Raw genomic sequence first — 20669 nt, 5'->3', positions numbered from 1 at the left:
GCCCCTAGTCCAATCTTAATCTTTTCTATTATACCATTAAAAGTCTTCTTGTGGGACAAGATGGTGCTGAAAAGCATAAACAACTGCCTGCGTGCGGTCGCTCACCTCCAATTTGGACAGGATATTGGAGACATGAGTCTTGACCGTTTTGAGGGAAATGAAGAGCTCATCCGCAATCCGTTGATTCTCATATCCCTTGGCTAAAAGCCCTAAAATATCACGCTCGCGAGCTGTCAAATCCTCATGGAGCTCAATATGGTTACGATGATATTCCACCTTCTTGCTGACTTCTGTTTCAATGGCAAATTCTCCCTTGGCCACTTTTTTGACAGCACGGAGAATTTCTTCAGCGCTGGAAGTCTTAAGCATATACCCGTGAGCCCCTGCATCCAGAACAGGATAAATTTTTTCATTATCCAGATAAGAAGTCAAAATCAGAATCTTTGCTTCCGGCCACTCTTTCAAAATGGCCAGTGTCGCTTCAATCCCATTCATCTCAGGCATGACAATATCCATGATAATCACATCCGGACGACTTGCCAAAGCCTTCTCCACACCTTCTTTGCCATTGACTGCTTCGGATACCTCTGCTATATCCTCTTGCAGTTCCAGGTAACTTTTCAATCCCAATCTGACCATCTGATGGTCATCCACTAACAATATCTTCATGATCTTCTCCTTCTAGTAAAGGTATTGTGATTTCAATAGAAAGACCTTTTCTGGGGGCTGTCAAAAGCTTAAAAGTGCCCGCCATATCCCGTACACGGTCTTCCATATTTTTCAAGCCGTAGCTGAGTTCATCCTGGGCCAGCGGATCAAAACCAATGCCATTATCAGATACCTTGATTTTAAGCTCATTAGGTGCCTGATAGAGGTAAATATCCAACCGACTGGCCTGGGCATGCCGCAGTGTGTTGTTGATAATTTCCTGCATGATTCTGAAGACATGCTCCTCCATCTGTTTAGGTAGATGCCCAACCTGATGATTGAAATGAACATCAATGTCGCTTTTATCAGTCAGCTCCTTGATAATCACATCCATCCCTTCGACCAGAGTCTTATTTTCCAACTCTGTAGGCCGCAGGTGAAGCAGGAGAATCCGTAAATCCTTCTGGGCTGTGTCCAGAATATCGGCAATCCCCTTGAGCTGTTTTTGCAGTTTTTCTCCATCAAGCCGTTCTACATTTCCAGCCACTCCTGAAAGAATCATATTGGCTGCAAATAATTCCTGACTGACAGTATCGTGCAAATCACGCGCAATCCGCCGCCGTTCTTTTTCGATAATTTTTTCTTCTGTCTGCAAGGTTTGGTTTTCAGACTTCTGGAGATTCTCTGTCAGACGGTGCAGCCTCCTCTCGAGCTGATGCAGAGAGCGATCCAGCTCGGGTTGGTCTGTCGGCTCCAGCCTCCGTCCATCCAGCAAACGCCGAAGATTTTTTTGCACATGGGCTACCGACAGATATTGTATCAAGCGAGCTGCTATCACAATCAGAATGGTCAGTGATAAACCGATAATCACAACAAAGAAAACAAAAGACTGCAACAGCTCCAAATCATTAAAGAGCTCCTGCCAAGTAAAATCAAAAATATTGAAAATATAATGAAAGATGATAAATAAGACAAAGAAAGTATAGAGGAGAATGAGAAAATAATTTGATTTCTTCACTTTCTGACAACCTCCACATTTCCTAAGAAGCTGACGAGGACTATCTTCACTGTCTTATTGGCCCGTTTATAGTCTGGTGTCGTCAGCGAAATGGTTTCATTGCGCAGCTTGCGAGATGGATGATGCAGAAAGTTTAGCTCCCCGTAAAGAGTATTGATTTGCAGTTGAATTTCCACATCCAGCGGCACAATAATCTTGGTATCACCAAAACCCTTTCGAATGACAATGACATTATCATGGTTGACCAAAATCACGTCTTCCAAATGAATAGTGTCTTTCCCAACAATGCGCAAGAGATTGATGTCGTGAAATTGACAGCTGTCCTTAGAAAAATGCTGCAGGTCCCCCAGCCAGCGATTCTTCTCACTCTGAATTTCCACATCTTCTTCGTAAACGAGATGGGTTTCTTGATTTTCCTTATAGATATAAGGGTAGGCCACAATCATCCCATAAACCAGCGCAAATAAAAGGGCAGCAATGACGTAGGGATTGAGCATAATAATGAAAAACAGCATAATCATGGAAGCGACTAGCAGAAAATTCCCTTTTTGCTTGCCGAAGTAATAATAGAGCAGCAGCAAAAAAAGGACCAATATAATGACAACTCGTGAAAAATCAGCTGCCAACATGGTCACCAATGCCATGGATAATAAGACTGTTTCAACAAAGACAAATAATTGAACCTTCCACATAGCCGTTTCCTTTCTCTACCTTCCTATTTTAACAAAATTAAACCAAAAAACCTCCGTCCAAGGCATGAAATGGGGAAATTTGTCCAGCAAAAAAGAAAAAACCATCCTTTCAAGCCAGAAAGCTTAAAAGGAATGGTCTTTCATCATTGATGTTCTGAAGAACTAGAGCTACTAGAATGACTTTCATCATCGGACGATGAACTGCTCTTCGAGTTGCTAGATGATGATGACGAACTAGATGATGATGGTGTCGTTGCTTCTGTCACGTAAAGAGTGATTTTTTCATTAGATTTGAGGTCAATAGTCTGACCTGCTGCTGGTGACTGGGAAGTTACCAAGTCTGCCTGAGTAGAAGTGACCGAACGGTCAACAACTCGCTCAATTCGGGAAGAAGAAATTCCCATTTGGATCAAGTAAGAACGTGCATTGGCGTAGGTGTACTGCATGCTGCCAAAGTCAGGCATGGATACACTAGTTACTTCTTTGGCTACTGTCAGCTTGATCTTATGATTAGAAGTCAAATCATAGGTCGAACCAGCTGCCGGTGACTGACGAATCACCTGACCTGGCTCGTACTCGTCCGATTCCTCCTCAACAATCTCAATCAATTTCTCAGGAACCTTAAAGTTTTCTTTCAAATCTTTGACGGCCGCATCTTTCAGTCTCTCAGTATAATCTTCCATCACAAAGGTCTTGGGCCCCTTGGAGATAATCAGGTCAATCTTGCTGCCTTCGCGGCGCTGACTATTGGCCTGTGGATCAGTTTTAATGACTTTGCCAGATTCGACATTGTCGCTGTATTCTTCCTTTTCGTCTCCGACAACCAGCTTCTTAGCTTCGATAGCGGAACGAGCCTCTGCTACAGTCTGACCAGAAACATCTGGCACGCTGGTATTGGATGGGCTATTATAAAGAAGGACAACAAAAGCCGCCAAAACCAATAGGACTGCAAAGAAAAGTACTTTGTAACGCGTTCTCAAACGACGTTTCTTTGGAACTTTCTTAACCGCATCGGCTATCTCTTCCTTAACTTCAGTCGCTTCCGCTTTAGGCGGAGTTGGCTTAACAGGTGGAACTGCTGGCTGCGGTACAGGTGAGATTTTTGGCAAGGTCTTGGTGTCTGCTTTCGCAACATCATCAAAGACTAATTTCTTTTCATTGCGACGCTCATAAGATAAGCTGCTGGACAAGTCAACATACATCTCTGCAACTGACTGATAACGATCCGTCAGTTTTTTGGCTGTTGCCTTAATGACGACATTTTCCAAGGCCTGAGGAACATTAGGATTTTCAGAAATGATGGATGGCAGCGGCTTTTGGAAATGCTGAAGGGCAATCGTAACGGCACTATCCCCATCATAAGGGATATGACCTGTCAACATCTCATAAAAAATAATCCCCATCGCATAAATATCACTCTGAACAGTTGCTTTAGAGCCACGTGCCTGCTCAGGAGATAGATAATGAACCGAGCCCAGCATAGAGTTAGTCTGAGTCAGACTAGTCTCTGCAAAGGCAACCGCAATGCCAAAGTCTGTTACCTTGGCATTGCCATCTGGGGTTAAGAGGACATTTTGTGGTTTCAGGTCACGATGGACAATGCCGCGTGTATGCGCCAAGCGCATCGCCAGCAAGATTTGTCCCATGATTCTGACTGCTTCTTCATTTGAAATCGGAGAATTCTCTTTGATATAGCGCTTGAGGTCAAGACCTGCCACGTATTCCATAGCCAGATACTGCTGGCCATCTTCTTCCCCAATATCAGTAATCCGAACGATGTGCGGATGGTCCAAGTCAGCCATCGCCTTAGCTTCCCGCTGGAAACGCGCGACAGCGATAGGATCTGTCTGGTAATTGGTCCTAAGAACCTTTACCGCAACTTCCTCACCATCCAAAATCAAGTCCTTGGCCAGATAGACATCTGCCATGCCTCCTCGGCCAATCTGCTTGATGATTTTATATCGCCCGGCAAAGATTTTGCCGATTTGAATCATGCCTTATCCTCCTTGTCAAAGCGAACCAGAGCAACTGTGATGTTATCCAGCCCTCCAGCATTATTGGCAAAGCGAATTAAGGTTTGTGTTTTTTCAGACAGGCTGATATCGCTGGTGACAATGTCACAAATTTCACTGTCTGAAATCATATTGGTCAGACCGTCACTGTTGAGCAGGAGGTAGTCACCATCCTCCAAGGTAATCATGCCATAGTCAGGCTGTACTTCGTCTTTTTGGCCAATAGACTGGGTAATGATATTCTTCTGCGGATGACGCTCTGCTTCTTCTGGAGTAATCTGTCCAGCTTTCAACAAAGCATTAACAAGTGAGTGATCATTAGTCAGCTGACGGTATTCATCACCGCGAATCAAGCCAATACGAGAATCGCCGATATGGGCATAGATGGCTTGATTATCAATGATAGCCAAGGCTTCCAAAGTCGTGCCCATGCCCTTGTATTCTTCATCTTGACCAAATTGATGAATGCGCTGATTTTCCTTTTCCAAGTGCTCTGCAAACCATTCACGTACTTGATTCACCGAATCAATCTGTGTATCAACCCAGGCAGCTCCTAAGTCTGTCACAGCCATTTCACTGGCAATATTTCCAGCTCTGTGGCCGCCCATACCATCTGCCAAGATAATCAGAGTTTTGCCCGCCCGATTCACAAAAAGATTGGCATAATCTTGGTTATTTGTACGCTTTTGACCAACATCTGTTAATAATGAAATTTCCATACTGTCAGTTTCCTCCTCTTATTCCGATATCTTCCTAAATTGACTGATAAAAAATCCGTCGCTTTCATATAATTCCGGCGTAATCAAGATACAGCCGTCTTTGACGATATCTTTTCTTTCATGGTCTAATAAGACTTGCTCAAAATTCGGATGACTGGCCAGAAATTTCTCGACAACCTCAAAATTCTCTTTGGCCATAATCGTGCAAGTACTATAAGCTATTATACCACCTTTACGTAGACTTTGACAAACGCTGTCTAGTATATCCAGCTGAATTTTTTGTAAATTCTCAAAATCCGCATTTTCTTTATTATATTTTATATCTGGTTTGCGGCGAATTAAGCCAATACCTGAGCAAGGAGCGTCCACCAGGATTTTATCGAAAGCATCTGGGCCAAATGTCTCAAACACCTTGGTCGCGTCTAGCTTTTTCGTAGTGATTTTATCAGCCAAGCCCAGTCTTTCTGCATTTTCTTCTACGAGCTCTAACTTATGATCGTAGAGATCTAAGGCTGTAATGTGACCGTTCGTCAGATAGGAAGCCATGTGGACAGTCTTGCCGCCCGGTGCACTGCAAGCATCCAAAATCTCCTCCTCTCCTTCGATGTCCAGAGTTGGAGCCACAAGCTGGCTAGACTCATCCTGAATCGTAATCGCTCCGCTTTCAAAGAGCTGATGCCCAGCAAAATGCCCCTGTCTTTTAACCAAGGCTGACGGAGATAAGAGCGAGTCCTCAGCCCCTAAAAGCTGGCGAAGCTCTGCCTTGCGCGACATATCCGTCACGCGAATGCTGGCCTTGCTGCGAACAAAGAGACTGGCAAAGATAGCTAGAGCTCTTTCTTCGCCAAACTCTTCTATCAGGTCTTTGACCAGCCAGACCGGCAAAGAATACTGGATCGAATAGCGCTTGTTTTTGCGCTTGATTGTTTCAAAATCAGCCACACCCTCACGCTCAATCCTACGTAACAAGGCATTGGCAAATTTTTCGCTGCCTCGTTTACGTATTTTCGCAATCTCAATAGCCTCATGAACAGCTGCATGCTGAGGGATTTTGTCCAGATAGAGCATCTGGTACAGACTGAGCATAAGCAGAATGTAGAGCCAGTTATCTAATTTATCCCTATCCTCAATCAGATGGGAAAGATACCATTCCAGAGTGATTTTCCGAGCAACTGTGCCGTAAACCAGCTCTGTTACCAGACCTTTATCTGCTTGACTCAGCGGACTTTGACTCAAAGCCCGGTTTAAGGCGATATTGGAATAGGCTCCTTCTTCAAAAACTTCTTCCAAAATTTCCAAGGCCTGCCAACGGGCCGTTTTTTGCTTACTTTCCAAAAGTATCTCCTAGGGACAGGCTGCGGCCCAGTCCATTCAAAAAATCAACGATAGCCATCTTGGGCTTACCAGCAGGCTGAACCGTCTTCAGCGAGAGGGCTCCCTTACCAGCTGCAACCACCAGTTCTTTTTTACTAATAGACAATATCTGTCCCGGCTGACCGCTACCAGCCATCATATCTGCTTCGTAAATCTTAAAGCGTTGCCCCTGCAGCAAGGTATGAGCTACTGGCCAAGGATACATGCCACGAATTTGATTGAAAATTTGGCGGTTTGTTTTGCTCCAGTCTATCCTCTCTTCTTCTGGGCTGATATTCGGAGAGAAAGTGACCTGACTAGGATCCTGCGGCTGAGGGATAATCTGCCCAGCCCTATAAGCTGGCAGAACATCCAATAACAGATCTCGACCGATAAGCGCCAATTTTTCAAAGAGAGTTCCGACATTGTCAGTCTTTTCAATCGGCGTCGCCTTACTGGCTATCATATCTCCAGCATCCATCTCCTTGACCATTTCCATAATCGTAACACCCGCTTGCTCATCGCCATTGATCAGAGCATAGTGAATGGGTGCACCACCTCGGTATTTAGGCAGCAAAGAGGCATGAACATTCACCGCAAAGTCAACACTGTCCAGCAAGCGGCTAGGCAAAAACTGCCCAAAAGCAGCTGTGACAATACCATCTGCTTCTAAGTTCATCAACTCCTCTAAATCTGAGCTTTGAGCTAGCTTTTCCGGTTGATAAACCGGAAGCTTGTATTCCAAGGCTAACTCTTTTACTGGAGTCATGCGAATCTCTCTTTTTCGACCGACGGCACGATCCGGCTGCGTTACCACTGCTAACACTTCATATTGACCGCTGTCCAGCAGCCCTTTTAGGACAGTCGCTGAGAAGTCCGGTGTTCCCATAAATATTATTTTCATCATTTTCAACTATTGATTCCTTCTTTGTTCCTTCCCTTATTATATCAGAAGTCGTCTACAACAACCTTAATCTCGGCTAAAATGCTTCACATAAAATTTTGTGGCTCATTATCAATTGTCAGGCGTAAATCTTTATTGTCCCGATTCTGCGTCCAGTCCAAGACTTGATTTAGCGTCGCCTGCAGCTTGTCCTCAAAGCGATATTTGAGTAGAATCTGATAATGATAGAGATTGTGGGTGCGGGCAATCGGCTTCGGCGTTGGACCCAGGATTTGCACTTTTTCTGACAGACCGCTCCGCAGAATATCCATAACTTCATAAGCTTTTCGCACTGCTGTCTCTTCATCCTTGTGTGACAGAGTCAGGCCGACCGTAAAGTAATATGGCGGATAACCTAGCTGCCGGCGGATTCCCATTTCATAAGCATAAAAGCCCTCGTAATCCTGCTGCTTGGCAAACTCAATGGCATAATGATGAGGATTATAGGACTGGATAAAGACCTGACCAGCCTTTTCAGCCCGACCAGCACGGCCTGCCACCTGAGTCAGCAGCTGGAAGGTTCGTTCTGAAGAGCGAAAGTCCGGCAGATTGAGAGCAGTATCCGCATTGAGTACACCAACCAGCGTCACGTTTGGAAAATCCAGCCCCTTAGCAATCATCTGAGTGCCTAAGAGAATATCTGCCTGTCCCTGACCAAAGCTTTCTAAAATGGCTTCATGACTGCCCTTCTTACGGGTCGTATCTACATCCATCCGCAAAATGCGAGCCTGCGGAAAAAGTTGAACCAACTCATCATAAGCTTTCTGTGTCCCAGTCCCATAATAGCGAATGCTGCGGCTGGCACAGTTAGGACAACTCTGAGGAATATTCTTAGTAAAACCACAGTAGTGGCAGTTCATGGTCTTAGTGTCCATATGCAGGGTCAGAGAAATATCACAGTTGGGACAGCTATCAACGGTCCCACATTCCCGACACATAACAAAGCTGGAATACCCCCGCCTATTAAGCATGAGAACCGTCTGCTCTCCCTTATCCAGACGATCTTGAATAGCCTCTAGCAGGACTGGGGTGAAATTACTGGCTTCATGCTGGCCGATATAATCCCGAAAATCCACCACTTCCACTTGAGGAATCTGCGCCAGCGGATTTGCGCGCTTACTGAGCAGCTGAAAATCATAGACACCACGGCTTGCTCGAGCACGGCTCTCCAGGCTCGGAGTCGCCGACCCCAGCACTAAAACAGCTTGATTGTACTGAGCTCGCAGGAGAGCCACCTCTCTGGCATGATAGCGAGGATTGGAATCCTGCTTATAGGAGGATTCATGCTCTTCATCAATGATGATGGCTCCAATATTTGTCAGCGGAGCAAAAATAGCTGAACGCGCGCCTACAACAACCTGAGCAGCTCCTCGCTCCACCTTACGCCACTCATCATATTTCTCACCGTCAGACAGGCCTGAATGCAAAATAGCAACTTGGTCGCCAAATCTAGAAATAAAGCGGTCAGTAACCTGCGGAGTCAGAGAAATCTCCGGAACCAGCATGATAGCGGTCTTGCCTTGGGCCAGTGCCTCTGCGATGACCTGTAGGTAAACTTCGGTCTTCCCACTGCCTGTAACCCCTTCTAAAAGAACTGGCTGAGAATGACTCTGACCAATTTTCTGAGTGATTGCTGCAACCGCTACGGCCTGTTCATCGTTTAAGGTCAGACTTTGCTGCTGCCGCTCCTTTTGGAAATAAGCAGCAGAACGGCTGATTTCTCTATCTTCAATGCTAATTAGATTTTCTTTGATAAAGTAATTGATAATATCGCGCGAAAAGTTTTCTCGCAAATCAGCCAAGAGCTGGCTATCTCTCTGTTCCAGCAAGACTTCTTTTAATGCTTGTTTTTTCTTGGCTTGTCGGGGAAGGTCATGATTTTGCAGAGCGGTATGATTGACCTGATACCATTTCTCAGTCTTAATATGCTTCTTGTCCGTCGCCTGATACTCCAGCCGAATGCGGCCAGTCTGGGTCAGTCGCATCAACTTAGCCTGACTTTTCTTGTCCAAATCAGAAAAGCGAAGACTGTTCTCCTGACCAAATATAGCTGAGCGCTCCTCATCATTCAGCAGCTCCGTCGGATAGAGTAGTTTATCATAGCTGGAGTTGAGAAGACTAGGCAGCATGGCCTTTAAAAGGGTAATCTTATAAGAAAAGACTGACTTGCGCAGCTCATCCGCCAGCCAGAGCTGTTCCTGGTTTAGTACTGGCCTGAAATCAAGGACTTCCGCAATTTCCTTCAGCTCTTCTTGGCCTCCCGTCTCATCAAAGCCGACCACAATCCCCTGAATCAGGCGATTTCCCTGCCCAAAAGGGACATGGACTCGCATGCCAGCTGCCAGCATCCCTGCAAACTCTTCTGGAATAGCATAACTATAGGGCTTGTCCGTCTGCATTAGAGGAACATCCACAATAATCTTTGCTAGCTTCACATTCTCACCCCACTTTCCTAAACGTCATTACAGAAAAAATAAGATTGAGCACCCCCAACCTTAAATCTTCTCACCTTCTTCTTTTTCTTTAGCGATTTGCTCTTTAATCTTGCGTTCTTCTTCTTCTTTACGCAGGCGCTCTTCTTCTGCCCGACGGCGAACTGCCTCGCGCTTGCCTTCTGGATCTGGATGGATAACGACATTGCCGGATTCAATTTCTTCTAAAGCACGAAGAGTGGATTTGACAGACTTGAATTCCTGCGTAGCAGGAGCTCCAGCTTCAAGCTCATGAGCGCGCTTAGCTTCTAAAATAACCAAGGAATATTTTGACGGAACCTTGTCCAGCAAAGTGTCAATAGACGGTTTTAACATCATAATTTTCTACCTAATTTCTAACTTTCTATCGAATAATCGTTTCATTTTTTGGAAGCATGTCCTGATAACGGCCGATAACACGGTCTACTCGGAAATGCTCTGCTTCAATCACGCGCTTGACACGGTCAGCAGCCAGCGGCACCTGATCATTAACAATGGCATAATCATACTCGCGCATAAGGGCAATTTCTTCTTTGGCCTTTTCAATGCGCTGAGCGATAATCTCCGCACTGTCTGTCCCACGACCAACCAAGCGGTCTTTGAGTTCTTCTAAGTCTGGAGGAGTCAAAAAAATAAAGACGGCATCTGGAACTTTTTTCTTGACTTGCAAAGCTCCCTGAACCTCAATCTCTAGGAAGACATCAATCCCTTTATCCAGCGTTTCATTGACATAAGTCAGAGGCGTCCCGTAGTAGTTCCCTACATACTCTGCATACTCCAGCATCTGTCCCTGACGAATCAGCTCTTCAAACTCCTCGCGAGTTCGGAAGAAATAGTCAACTCCATCCACTTCGCCTGGACGCTGCGGACGAGTCGTCATGGATACCGAGTACTGGAATTGGTTATCAGTGCTTTCAAAAATTTCTCGTCTAACAGTCCCTTTTCCTACACCAGAGGGGCCAGAAAAGACGATTAGTAAGCCTCGTTCCGTCATCATGTCTCCTTCACAGTCTTTCTATCTAGTGTAACAAAATTAGGCTGATATTTCAAGAGGATAGGAAGAAATGTATGTGTCTAGAGTTTTGAGAAAATAGAAAAAATAAGCAAGCAATCATACGGAAAACAAAGTAGACCAGCAGAACATTCAAGAAAAAAGCAATCTGTTACCAGACTGCATTTCTTCTTTATTTTGCGTAGTCAACGGCCCGCATCTCACGGATAACCGTAACTTTAATATTGCCTGGATATTCCAAGTTGTTTTCAATCTTTTCACGCACATCGTGAGCCAAAATCGTAATCTTGTCATCCTTAATTTTGTCCGGCTGCACCATAATTCGGATCTCCCGGCCAGCTTGTAAAGCAAAGCTGTTCTTGACACCCTTGAAGCTATTAGCGATTTCTTCCAAATCTTGGAGACGCTTGATATAGCTTTCCAGGGATTCACTACGAGCACCTGGTCGAGCAGCACTTAGAGCGTCTGCTGCAGCTACGATAACAGCAATGACACTTTCTGCTTCCACATCCCCGTGGTGGCTGGCAATCGTATTAACAACGATTGGATGCTCCTTGTACTTACGAGCCAGTTCTGTCCCGATTTCCACGTGGCTGCCTTCAACCTCACGATCGATAGACTTGCCAATATCATGGAGGAATCCAGCACGGCGAGCTAAATTGGCATTTTCACCCAACTCAGCAGCGATGATACCGGAAAGCTTGGCAACTTCAATAGAGTGCCGCAGGACGTTCTGACCATAAGAAGTACGGAACTGCAAGCGACCCATGATTTTCATCAGATCAGGATGCAGGTTAGGAGCTCCGATTTCATAAGCTGCGGCTTCCCCGTACTCACGGATGCGATTGTCAATTTCCAGACGGTTCTTCTCAACCAACTCCTCGATGCGAGCTGGATGAATACGACCATCTTTCAAGAGTGCTTCCATGGTCATTCGAGCGATCTCACGACGAATCGGATCAAATCCTGAGAGAGTGACTACTTCAGGCGTATCATCAATGATGACATCAATACCAGTTAGGCTTTCAAAAGTCCGAATATTGCGACCTTCCCGGCCAATAATCCGGCCCTTCATACTGTCATCTGGCAGATGCACCGTTGAGTTGGTTTGCTCAGCGACATAATCACCGGCAATACGCTGCATGGCTTGGACCAAGATATTCTTCGCAACCTTATCAGACCGCTCTTTGATATCTTGCTCCGCATCCCGAATCCTAGTCGCAATCTCTTTAGAAAGCTTGTCTTCGGTCTGCGTCAAAATAATATCACGCGCTTCTGTCTGTGATAGCGAAGCAACTCGCTCCAGCTCTGCTGCCTTCTGCTTTTCAAGTTCCGCTACTTGTTCTTCACGCGCATCAATGTGTTTAGATTTATCTGAGAGACTTTGTTCTTTTTGCTCCAAAGCCTTTTCTTTGTTGCTTAAATTATCGTCTTTGCGGTCAAGGGTAGAAGCACGCTCTGTCAAGCGGCTTTCGATCTGTTTTAACTCTTGACGTTCAGACTTAAATTCTGCATCAACTTGTTCACGATATTTTCTGGCTTCTTCTTTTGCCTCCAAAAGTGCTTCTTTTTTAAGCGAACTTGTTTCCCGCTTGGCTTCTTTGACAATCAAATCAGCTTCGCGTTCAGCCTGTCCGCGTAAATTGGTTGCTTCTTGTTCAGCATTTAAAAGAGTAAGCTCTGCAGCTTCTTTAGATGATTTCATCTTAGCTGAGACACTTACATATCCAATCACTAAACCAATGATGGCAGCAAAAACAGACATAATTATAGGAAATAGGTCCATGTTTTTACTCCAAATCTATTTAATTGTTGAATTCAAAATTCCATACTATTCTATCACAAATCTAAAAAATTCACAAACCTATTTTTTGAAAAACAAGAAAGCTTTTGTCCAATTTTTACCGACTAAATCTTCAAAGTTTGTAGAAGCCTGAGCACCAAAACTTTTTTCAAGAGATAAGCAAGATTGTTCAAATTTTTCATTCCTTTAAGATGCAAACTTTATTCCCAAATAAAAATTTTTTATGCTATAATCAGAGAAGAAAATGTGTCTATGAGACAGGCTTTTTCTTCGCTAACAAGACAAACTTATGGCTTGATATCAATAGAAAAACCTTCTCGCACTTGCTATATTGTAAAGGAGAAACCATGTCTAAAGAAGTTATCGTCGAAAGCTTTGAGCTGGATCACACCATTGTCAAAGCGCCTTATGTCCGCCTTATCGGAGAAGAAACTGGCCCTAGAGGCGACATCATTTCCAATTTTGATATCCGTCTGGTTCAGCCTAATGAAGATTCAATCCCAACTGCTGGCCTGCATACCATTGAGCATTTGCTGGCCATGTTGATTCGCAAGCGCATTGATGGTATGATTGACTGCTCACCTTTTGGCTGCCGCACTGGTTTTCATATGATTATGTGGGGCCAACACAGCTCCAGCCAGATTGCTCAGGTCATCAAATCCTGTCTGGAAGAAATCGCTGAGTCAACTAGCTGGGAAGATGTCCCTGGAACAACCATTGAATCCTGCGGAAACTACAAGGATCACAGCCTCTTTTCAGCCAAAGAATGGGCTAAGCTCATTCTCAGCCAAGGAATCTCTGACGATGCCTTTGAACGCCATGTGATTTAAAACAGTAAAAAGTTCTCGAAATCGAGAACTTTTTTTGTGCATGTATAATGAAATCCATCAACAAACTAGAAATCAAGTGAGTCAGCATGACCCGGTCCATTTCCGACGAAGTATCCAGTCTTACAGTTGATACTGAAGAGGTAGGTACCGTCTGGTTTGAAGAGGTTGTAGTAGCCGTTTCCTTTGATAATATTAACGCGTTCCAGAATATAGCTGTCTCCAGAAATGTAGCCGCGCTCACGAGAAGTTTGCAAAATCTTCTCCAGAACGCCAGGATTAAACGTCCAAGCCGGATTGTTGATGTCATCAATAGCTGCTTGATTATAAGGAACACGACTGAGGTCTCTCTGCAGATTTACTCCGTTGCTTGGGAGACCATAGCCAGAGTAAGAGCTGGAAGCTCCTGAACCAGAAGCAGACGAGCTTGAACCGCCACTTGTACCTGCACCTGTACCTCCTTGATCAGTAGCGGGAGCTGGTGTTGGTACTTGTTGACTACGTCCTTGGGCAATCGCTGCCTTTAGAACTTCATCTAACTTAGCATTGCCACTTGATACATCTGAGAAGGTCGCATTTGTATTCGCCTTGGCATCCTTGTTCAAGACACCGTCAGTAATCGCTCCGCCATCAAACTGCGAATTGACACTTTGGATAGCCGAAATCTGCTTGACCAAGGAATCATACTTGCTCTTAGCGGCATCATAGTCTTTGCTGCCTTTTAGCTTTTCAAGTAAGGTTTTTAATTTTTCCAAGTCACCAAATTTACTGTTTTTAACAGCTGTCTGATTGCTATCTGTGAAGAATGCAGCATACTCATCATTAAAGGACTTCAAATCCTTGGCAATATTATCAGAGCTAGAGGAAGACGAGCTCTTTTTACTGGACTGCGATGTTGAAGAGCTGGAGCTTGTAACGGTCTTATGACCCCAATTATGCCCCAGAGCAAAGTAAAGCCCTGTGCCCGCTACAGCAATCCCTAAAAGTCCTAAGACTGGATAAAGGAAAGCTTTTTTCTTGTAGAAAGGCGTCTTAGAAACCTGTAATTCCTTCTCATCAAGCGGTTCTGGAATAGGACCGTAAGATGTCTTTTGAACGGGAGCGGCAGGAACCGCATCAGCTTGCTCTGAGCGTTGACTGCGAGAACCTAAGGGGTTTGGAGCTGCTTCTGGCTCACTTGCTCTCTCAGTGCCTGTCGACTGAGCTGTTGGAATCTCCTGTTCACTTTCAACCTCTTGCCGTCTTTCTTTGATGAAGTCGGTCAAATCAGAAGAGGCTTGCTCAGTTTGAGCTGCTTCCTGCTCCTGCAGCTTTCTGATTTTCTGGGTTTCAAATTTTCCAGCTTCGATTTCCTGACGGTGCTGCTTGATATACTTATCTAGCACATTGTCACTTTCATTCACACCGGCTTCCAGCTCCTCTTTTTTACGAGTGGCTTGTCCGACTGTCATTTCCTTGGCCTCTTCAAAATCAAGGACCGACTCTTTCTTTTCTTCTTCCGGTGAGTAGTTTTCTTCTTTCGTCACGGCAAATCCTTTCTAATCTAACTGACGTTTGACCCGCTGGCCAAAATACTGATATAAATCAACTTTTAAAGTACCATTATAAAGTTTGCGTTTTTTATCGGCCTGACTGCCGTATTTGCTTTCAAACGCTTCATCGCTAGTCAGGATAAACTTGCTCCAGGTTTTGAGCGGAGCAAAGGTTTCTCCCATTTCCTGATAAAGACGAGTCACAGTCTCATCATCTAGGAGGCGCTCCCCATACGGCGGATTAGAGATAATCACACCATTAATCTTATCTGTATGCAAATCCTGCAGACGCATCTGCTTGAAGTGAATCTGCTCTGCAACTCCTGCTTGCTCAGCGTTTTTTCGAGCTAGTTCTACCATACGGCCATCGATATCCGATCCAGAAATATCCAGCTGGATGGTCTGATCAATCTGACTGAGTGCAGTCGAGCGAGCCTGAGCTACCAGGTCTTTATCCACCCAATTCCAGTCTTCAAAGGCAAAGGGACGATGGAGTCCCGGCGCTATCTTCATCCCAATCATGGCTGCCTCGATACAAAAAGTACCAGAGCCGCAAGTCGGGTCTATCAAAGGCTTATCTGGATACCAATTTGATAGAAGTAAAATAGCTGCTGCCATATTCTCCTTGATCGGTGCACCACCTTTATCGGCCCGATAACCACGTTTGAAGAGGCTGGATCCTGTCGTATCAATCATGACCGTCGCTACATCTTTTAGAATAGAAACCTCTATCCTAAACTCAGCTCCATTTTCCTGCAGGGGCACCCCTTCCGGACGTGCATAATGCTTCTGCAGCTTCTTGACAACTGCCTTTTTAGAAATAGCCTGAACGCTAGGCTCATTGTGAAGTTTTGACTTGACACATTTGGCCTTGGCAATAGGAAATTTAGCTCCCAGCGGTAGATAATTCTCCCAATCCAGAGCAAAAACTCCCTGAAAGAGCTCTTCAAAAGTCTTAGCTGGAAAACTGCCAACTACAATCTTAATCCGATCGGCCGCGCGCAGCCAGAGATTGGTTTGAATAATAGTACTGACATCACCCTCGAAGCGAACCCGGCCATTTTCGACCTGACAATCAAGTCCCAACTCTCTGATTTGACGGCCGACGACAGCTTCTAGCCCTGCCGCTGCGGTCGCAATTAAATTAAATTTTTCTTTCATCTTGGCTTTTTAAATGGATTCTAATCTATACAAACAAAGGGAGTGAGACAAAAATCGTGATTTCGTCACATCGATTTTCCTCACTCTCCCTTTTTAAATTTTGGGCTGAGAAGGTTTCGCTGCCATTTATCAGCTAGCTCATTCCTTGAAATATCCATCAGACAAATGAAGCAACAGTTAGTTGAACTTGGCAGAGAATAGAGCGCTCAGCCACTCTCTTGCTATTCTATTATAAAATTTAAAGAGGACAGGACTTGACGTCCCAGCCTCAGCCTATATGCAATTTTCTGTAAGCCATGTTTTGTTCCGGAAATGACTAGGTACCATTTCCTTCGATAATCATCTGTCTACTGTTTCCAGTCAGAGTGCTATGTTCGATTCCACGCACTCCATGCCCCGACCAAAGTTTGGGTTGCTAGCTTGAGGGGTTTACCGCGTTCCACTTCTTCTGTTTCCAGAAGAACTACGTCACTGTGGCACTTTCAGACCTAATCAGACATATCCAAAGACTTAGCCCTTTCAGTCGCCGTAACGGAAAAATCCGTCCCTAGGCTTATTTCTTCGCCTAGCACAAACACTACCGGCATCACAGCCAGTGCTAGCATGGACTTTCCTCATGAAAATCTAAAATTTCCACGCGATTATCCAAAAATTGCACTGTTCTAAAAAGAACCATTATTCACGATCCAGAATTTGTTTCCCGAATACTTCCTTTTCGAGGCGGTTCAAGCGTTTCAAGATATCAAAGTTAGTCGCAGAAGTCATCTGAGGGAAGCTTTCCACAGTCGACTGAGTCGCTTGTGTTGATTGGACAGGCTGAGTCGGCTGAACCGGTGCTTTTTCAACCGGCTTCGCAGCCAACTCTTCCTTGAGACGGCGATTTTCCTCACGCAGCTCCTTTACCAAGGCTGCATAAGTCTCATAATCCTTGATAATATCATCCAAAAACTCATCCACTTCGGACTTACTATAACCGCGTACTTCGCGTTTAAAATCCTGATCAAAAATATCTTTTGCTGTAAAAATAATACTTGCCATCTTCTCTCTCCAATCTAGTTTGTCATATTCAATTATAAACAAAATGCCTAATAAAAATCAAGATTTATCATCTAATTTCCCGAAAAATTTTCGGCCACTTCATTCAGGTCATCAAATGTTAATTTTTTGATAAAATATTGTTCTTGTTTTTTCATTTCTTGGTAAAGATATTTCAGTTTTGTCTCCTGTTCTTCATCGTAAAACAAGTAGGCTCCATCTGTATTTTGAATGACGAATTGATTGTAATCACGAAACTGACTAGGATTTTGATAGGTCGGATAAGCATACTTGACGAAATCGGCTTGCTTAAAAGCAGCTAATTTTGCTTGATTAGCTTCGTTCCAATTTTCACCTTGATTCTCAAAGAGAAAGATGGTTGCCGTCTGAAATTCATAGTCCTTTTTCAGGTCGTTGGCCAGCTCCAAAACCCAAGATTCAAAGCCCAGATTTCCCATAAAAACCAGCCAATCCACTCCGTCTTCCAAAAAACGGATTAAGTCCCTCTTAGCGGCTTCTTTTATAATTTTTATTCTCATATCTTTTTCCGTCGAAATGCCGATTTCAAAGGCTTTGTAGCCTGTTATTAATAGACTGGTCATTTATTCTCCCTTAAAAAAGTTTTTTGTGGTATAATAGAGTGATGCTATTGTACCAATAAGGAGTTTTATGGTCAACTATCCGCATAAGCTAAAGGCAAAAAGCAGTATCAACAGGCCTGTTCCCGGCATTGTTAACTTTGCCAATCGTGGGATGTCTTTTGAAAAGATGATCAACGAATCCAACAACTACTATCTAAGCAGAGGACTCGCTGTCATCCATAAAAAGCCTACCCCCATTCAGATTGTCAAGGTTGATTATCCGCACCGTAGCCGAGCCAAGATTGTAGAGGCTTACTTTCGGCAAGCTTCCACAACAGACTATTCTGGTGTCTACAAGGGCCATTATATTGACTTTGAAGCCAAGGAAACCCGACAGAAAAAATCGATGCCCATGAAAAATTTTCATTCGCATCAGATTGAGCATATGGAGGCAGTCCTTGAGCAAAAGGGCATCTGTTTTGTCTTACTGCATTTTTCCAGCTTAAGGGAGACTTACCTACTTCCCGCTTCTTATTTAATTGAGTTTTACAAGATCGACAAGGGAGGGAAGTCCATGCCTCTAACTTACATCCAAGAGCATGGTTATCCGATTGAAATGCAGCAGCTTCCCAGCATCCCTTATCTTGAAATTATCGAACAAAAACTACTAGGTGGTATTATAAATGAATAAACAAACTCTTATGCAGGCTTTGAAATATCTTGCAAGTGCACTTATAACCCTGCTTATGATTGGATTCGTGATTGGCTGTTTGGTATTTACCTACTATGCGGTCAAGGCTCCTAAGCTTTCTGAAAAAGACCTGATCGCGACCACATCCAGTAAGATTTTTGACAGCAATAACAATTTGATTGCGGACCTAGGCGCTGAAAAGCGGGTCAATGCTGAAACAAGTGAAATTCCTACGGATTTGGTTAATGCCATTGTTGCCATTGAAGACCATCGCTTCTTCAATCACCGCGGGGTGGACTTTATTCGGATTGCAGGTGCCCTTGTTAGCAACATCCGCGGGGGTCGCCAAGGGGGATCAACTCTAACCCAGCAATTGATTAAGCTGTCCTATTTCTCAACCTCTTCTTCGGATGCGACTCTTTCACGTAAAATCCAAGAAGCATGGCTGGCCGCTCAGCTTGAGCGTAAAGCGACCAAGCAGCAAATCTTGACCTATTATGTCAATAAAGTCTACATGTCTAACAGTAACTACGGTATGCAGACAGCAGCCCGAAGCTACTATGGCAAGGACCTAAAAGATTTAAGCTTACACCAAACGGCTCTGCTGGCAGGTATGCCTCAAGCACCTAACCAATACGACCCTTACACCCATCCAGAGGCTGCAACCAACCGCCGTAATCTGGTACTTCGTGAGATGCATGATCTCAAGTACATCACAGATGAACAGTATGAGCAAGCCAAGAATACCCCTGTAACCGACGGACTTCAAAGTTTGAAAGCTTCTACTAGTTATCCTGCTTACATGGATAATTATCTTAAGGAAGTAATTGAACAAGTAGAAGAAGAGACTGGCTACAATGTCCTGACAACTGGTATGGAAGTCTATACAAATGTCAACACTGATGCCCAAAAGAAACTCTGGGATATTTACAACACAGGAGACTATGTAGCTTATCCAGATGACGAAATGCAGGTTGCCTCCACTGTTATGGATGTGCAAACTGGTAAAGTCATTGCCCAGCTCGGTTCTCGTAACCAATCTACCAACGTATCCTTTGGTACCAACCAAGCTGTTGAAACCAACCGCGACTTCGGTTCATCAATGAAGCCAATCACCGATTATGCTCCAGCTCTTGAAAATGAAGTCTATACTTCAACTGCTGCTCCTATCACGGATGCTCCATATAACTTCCCGTATTCCAGCACACCAGTCTATAACTGGGATAAGAAATACTACGGCGGGATGACGATTCAATACGCTATTCAGGAATCCCGGAACGTTCCTGCCGTGAAAACGCTGGAAGCCGTTGGTCTGGATGAGTCTCTCAAGTTCCTAAATCGTATTGGGATTAACTATCCTGAAATGTTTTATGTTAATGCCATTTCAAGTAATACCAGCAAATCCGGCAACGAGTACGGAGCCAGCAGTGAAAAAATGGCTGCTGCCTATGCTGCTTTTGCCAATGGCGGTACTTACTACAAACCTCAGTATGTCAATCGCGTCGTCTTCAGTGACGGAACGGAGAAGACCTTCTCCAACAATGGTTCCAAGGCTATGAAGGAAACGACAGCCTACATGATGACCGATATGATGAAAACAGTCTTGCAGTCTGGTTCAGGTACAAACGCTGCTATCTCTGGGGTTTATCAGGCCGGTAAGACCGGAACCTCCAACTATGCTGATGATGAATTAGCCAAGCTGACCAAGCCTTACTACTACTCTAGCATTGTCACACCAGACGAGCTCTTCGTTGGTTACACGCCTAAGTATTCCATGGCTGTTTGGACTGGCTACTCTAACCGCCTGACACCAATCCTTGATGATGGGATTAAGGTAGCAACAGATGTCTACCGCGAAATGATGCTTTACCTAGCTCAAGATGGCTCTGCTTCAGAAGATTGGGAAATGCCAGATGGTCTCTACCGCAGTGGCTCTTATGTCTACCTCAACAGTGGTACTGGCTATAACCGTTACTACAATAACCAGCAGTACTATAACTATTCTAGCTATAGCAGTTACAATACAGAATCTAGCTCTGACACATCAGCTTCCAGTGAGCATTCTGGTGATTCAAACAATAACTCTTCTAGCCACAATGACTCCTCTTCCGGTAACGGTGGAGATGACTAGAGTGACGAAGATTAGAACACAAACTAAAAGAGTAAGAAT

At 44.4% G+C, this 20669-nt stretch carries 18 protein-coding genes and 1 other RNA gene; 3 read left to right on the top strand and 16 right to left on the bottom strand.

Annotated features, from left to right (window positions below; translation table 11 throughout):
- Nucleotides 1-36: 36 nt before the first annotated feature.
- The 11 genes from PCY71_RS13890 to PCY71_RS13840 form a co-directional block, all read right to left on the bottom strand.
- On the bottom strand, nucleotides 37-669 hold the full coding sequence (locus tag PCY71_RS13890) for a response regulator transcription factor (protein WP_002893493.1): 633 nt from the start codon (nucleotides 667-669) through the stop codon (nucleotides 37-39).
- Entirely contained in the window at nucleotides 647-1666 is a 1020-nt protein-coding gene (locus PCY71_RS13885; RefSeq protein WP_048773584.1) for a sensor histidine kinase, read from the bottom strand. Before PCY71_RS13885 ends, PCY71_RS13890 begins: the two co-directional genes overlap by 23 nt.
- A complete protein-coding gene (gene liaF / locus PCY71_RS13880; RefSeq protein WP_002893496.1) occupies nucleotides 1663-2358 on the bottom strand; it encodes a cell wall-active antibiotics response protein LiaF in 696 nt (231 codons plus the stop codon). The genes PCY71_RS13885 and liaF overlap by 4 nt, the downstream gene beginning before the upstream one ends.
- A 143-nt stretch (nucleotides 2359-2501) precedes the next feature.
- A complete protein-coding gene (pknB, locus tag PCY71_RS13875; protein WP_002896966.1) occupies nucleotides 2502-4352 on the bottom strand; it encodes a Stk1 family PASTA domain-containing Ser/Thr kinase in 1851 nt (616 codons plus the stop codon).
- Nucleotides 4349-5089, bottom strand: coding sequence for a Stp1/IreP family PP2C-type Ser/Thr phosphatase (locus tag PCY71_RS13870; RefSeq protein ID WP_002905185.1), 741 nt, complete (start codon nucleotides 5087-5089; stop codon nucleotides 4349-4351). Before PCY71_RS13870 ends, pknB begins: the two co-directional genes overlap by 4 nt.
- 18 nt (nucleotides 5090-5107) lie before the next feature.
- Complete coding sequence (gene rsmB / locus PCY71_RS13865; RefSeq protein WP_002905186.1) at nucleotides 5108-6424, bottom strand: 16S rRNA (cytosine(967)-C(5))-methyltransferase RsmB; 1317 nt, start codon at nucleotides 6422-6424, stop codon at nucleotides 5108-5110.
- Entirely contained in the window at nucleotides 6414-7349 is a 936-nt protein-coding gene (gene fmt, locus PCY71_RS13860) for a methionyl-tRNA formyltransferase (RefSeq protein WP_301412780.1), read from the bottom strand. The genes rsmB and fmt overlap by 11 nt, the downstream gene beginning before the upstream one ends.
- An 83-nt stretch (nucleotides 7350-7432) precedes the next feature.
- Nucleotides 7433-9820, bottom strand: coding sequence for a primosomal protein N' (locus tag PCY71_RS13855; RefSeq protein ID WP_301412779.1), 2388 nt, complete (start codon nucleotides 9818-9820; stop codon nucleotides 7433-7435).
- 60 nt (nucleotides 9821-9880) lie between these two features.
- Nucleotides 9881-10195, bottom strand: coding sequence for a DNA-directed RNA polymerase subunit omega (gene rpoZ, locus PCY71_RS13850; RefSeq protein ID WP_002893503.1), 315 nt, complete (start codon nucleotides 10193-10195; stop codon nucleotides 9881-9883).
- Nucleotides 10196-10220: 25 nt separating this feature from the next.
- A complete protein-coding gene (gene gmk / locus PCY71_RS13845) occupies nucleotides 10221-10853 on the bottom strand; it encodes a guanylate kinase (RefSeq protein WP_002893505.1) in 633 nt (210 codons plus the stop codon).
- Between the two features lie 187 nt (nucleotides 10854-11040).
- On the bottom strand, nucleotides 11041-12654 hold the full coding sequence (locus PCY71_RS13840; protein ID WP_002911302.1) for a ribonuclease Y: 1614 nt from the start codon (nucleotides 12652-12654) through the stop codon (nucleotides 11041-11043).
- A 365-nt stretch (nucleotides 12655-13019) separates the two neighbouring features.
- On the opposite strand from PCY71_RS13840, the gene PCY71_RS13835 reads away from it, so the two are divergent.
- Entirely contained in the window at nucleotides 13020-13502 is a 483-nt protein-coding gene (locus tag PCY71_RS13835; RefSeq protein WP_125341613.1) for an S-ribosylhomocysteine lyase, read from the top strand.
- 65 nt (nucleotides 13503-13567) lie between these two features.
- Here PCY71_RS13835 and PCY71_RS13830 read toward each other — a convergent pair whose 3' ends face one another.
- The 5 genes from PCY71_RS13830 to PCY71_RS13810 all read right to left on the bottom strand — a co-directional run bounded on the left by PCY71_RS13830 (nucleotide 13568) and on the right by PCY71_RS13810 (nucleotide 17829).
- A complete protein-coding gene (locus PCY71_RS13830) occupies nucleotides 13568-15025 on the bottom strand; it encodes a cell division site-positioning protein MapZ family protein (protein ID WP_125342649.1) in 1458 nt (485 codons plus the stop codon).
- Between the two features lie 12 nt (nucleotides 15026-15037).
- Nucleotides 15038-16192: a class I SAM-dependent RNA methyltransferase gene (locus PCY71_RS13825; protein ID WP_125342648.1), complete on the bottom strand. Its 1155-nt coding sequence runs from the start codon at nucleotides 16190-16192 to the stop codon at nucleotides 15038-15040.
- Between the two features lie 285 nt (nucleotides 16193-16477).
- Nucleotides 16478-16845, bottom strand: an RNA gene (rnpB, locus tag PCY71_RS13820) — RNase P RNA component class B.
- Nucleotides 16846-16867: 22 nt separating this feature from the next.
- Nucleotides 16868-17230, bottom strand: coding sequence for a cell division regulator GpsB (gene gpsB, locus PCY71_RS13815; protein WP_050540601.1), 363 nt, complete (start codon nucleotides 17228-17230; stop codon nucleotides 16868-16870).
- Between the two features lie 71 nt (nucleotides 17231-17301).
- Nucleotides 17302-17829 carry a DUF1273 domain-containing protein gene (locus PCY71_RS13810; protein WP_004185623.1) on the bottom strand — a complete coding sequence of 176 codons (528 nt, stop codon included), beginning with the start codon at nucleotides 17827-17829 and terminating at the stop codon, nucleotides 17302-17304.
- A 67-nt stretch (nucleotides 17830-17896) separates the two neighbouring features.
- Here PCY71_RS13810 and recU point away from each other — a divergent pair, with 67 nt between their 5' ends.
- A complete protein-coding gene (recU, locus tag PCY71_RS13805) occupies nucleotides 17897-18499 on the top strand; it encodes a Holliday junction resolvase RecU (RefSeq protein ID WP_125342647.1) in 603 nt (200 codons plus the stop codon).
- A complete protein-coding gene (gene pbp1a, locus PCY71_RS13800) occupies nucleotides 18492-20630 on the top strand; it encodes a penicillin-binding protein PBP1A (RefSeq protein WP_301412778.1) in 2139 nt (712 codons plus the stop codon). Before recU ends, pbp1a begins: the two co-directional genes overlap by 8 nt.
- The last annotated feature ends 39 nt before the right edge of the window (nucleotides 20631-20669 follow it).

This window comes from Streptococcus sp. SN3 (assembly GCF_030439905.1).
This window is presented reverse-complemented; position numbering and strand designations above follow the sequence as displayed.

What these genes read in the sequence shown, in the direction of transcription:
- PCY71_RS13890 (WP_002893493.1), bottom strand. Translation starts at nt 669, where the DNA reads ATGAAGATATTGTTAGTGGATGACCATCAGATGGTCAGATTGGGATTG.
- liaF (WP_002893496.1), bottom strand. Translation starts at nt 2,358, where the DNA reads ATGTGGAAGGTTCAATTATTTGTCTTTGTTGAAACAGTCTTATTATCC.
- pknB (WP_002896966.1), bottom strand. Translation starts at nt 4,352, where the DNA reads ATGATTCAAATCGGCAAAATCTTTGCCGGGCGATATAAAATCATCAAG.
- PCY71_RS13870 (WP_002905185.1), bottom strand. Translation starts at nt 5,089, where the DNA reads ATGGAAATTTCATTATTAACAGATGTTGGTCAAAAGCGTACAAATAAC.
- fmt (WP_301412780.1), bottom strand. Translation starts at nt 7,349, where the DNA reads ATGATGAAAATAATATTTATGGGAACACCGGACTTCTCAGCGACTGTC.
- rpoZ (WP_002893503.1), bottom strand. Translation starts at nt 10,195, where the DNA reads ATGATGTTAAAACCGTCTATTGACACTTTGCTGGACAAGGTTCCGTCA.
- gmk (WP_002893505.1), bottom strand. Translation starts at nt 10,853, where the DNA reads ATGATGACGGAACGAGGCTTACTAATCGTCTTTTCTGGCCCCTCTGGT.
- PCY71_RS13840 (WP_002911302.1), bottom strand. Translation starts at nt 12,654, where the DNA reads ATGGACCTATTTCCTATAATTATGTCTGTTTTTGCTGCCATCATTGGT.
- PCY71_RS13835 (WP_125341613.1), top strand. Translation starts at nt 13,020, where the DNA reads ATGTCTAAAGAAGTTATCGTCGAAAGCTTTGAGCTGGATCACACCATT.
- PCY71_RS13825 (WP_125342648.1), bottom strand. Translation starts at nt 16,192, where the DNA reads ATGAAAGAAAAATTTAATTTAATTGCGACCGCAGCGGCAGGGCTAGAA.
- gpsB (WP_050540601.1), bottom strand. Translation starts at nt 17,230, where the DNA reads ATGGCAAGTATTATTTTTACAGCAAAAGATATTTTTGATCAGGATTTT.
- PCY71_RS13810 (WP_004185623.1), bottom strand. Translation starts at nt 17,829, where the DNA reads ATGACCAGTCTATTAATAACAGGCTACAAAGCCTTTGAAATCGGCATT.
- recU (WP_125342647.1), top strand. Translation starts at nt 17,897, where the DNA reads ATGGTCAACTATCCGCATAAGCTAAAGGCAAAAAGCAGTATCAACAGG.
- pbp1a (WP_301412778.1), top strand. Translation starts at nt 18,492, where the DNA reads ATGAATAAACAAACTCTTATGCAGGCTTTGAAATATCTTGCAAGTGCA.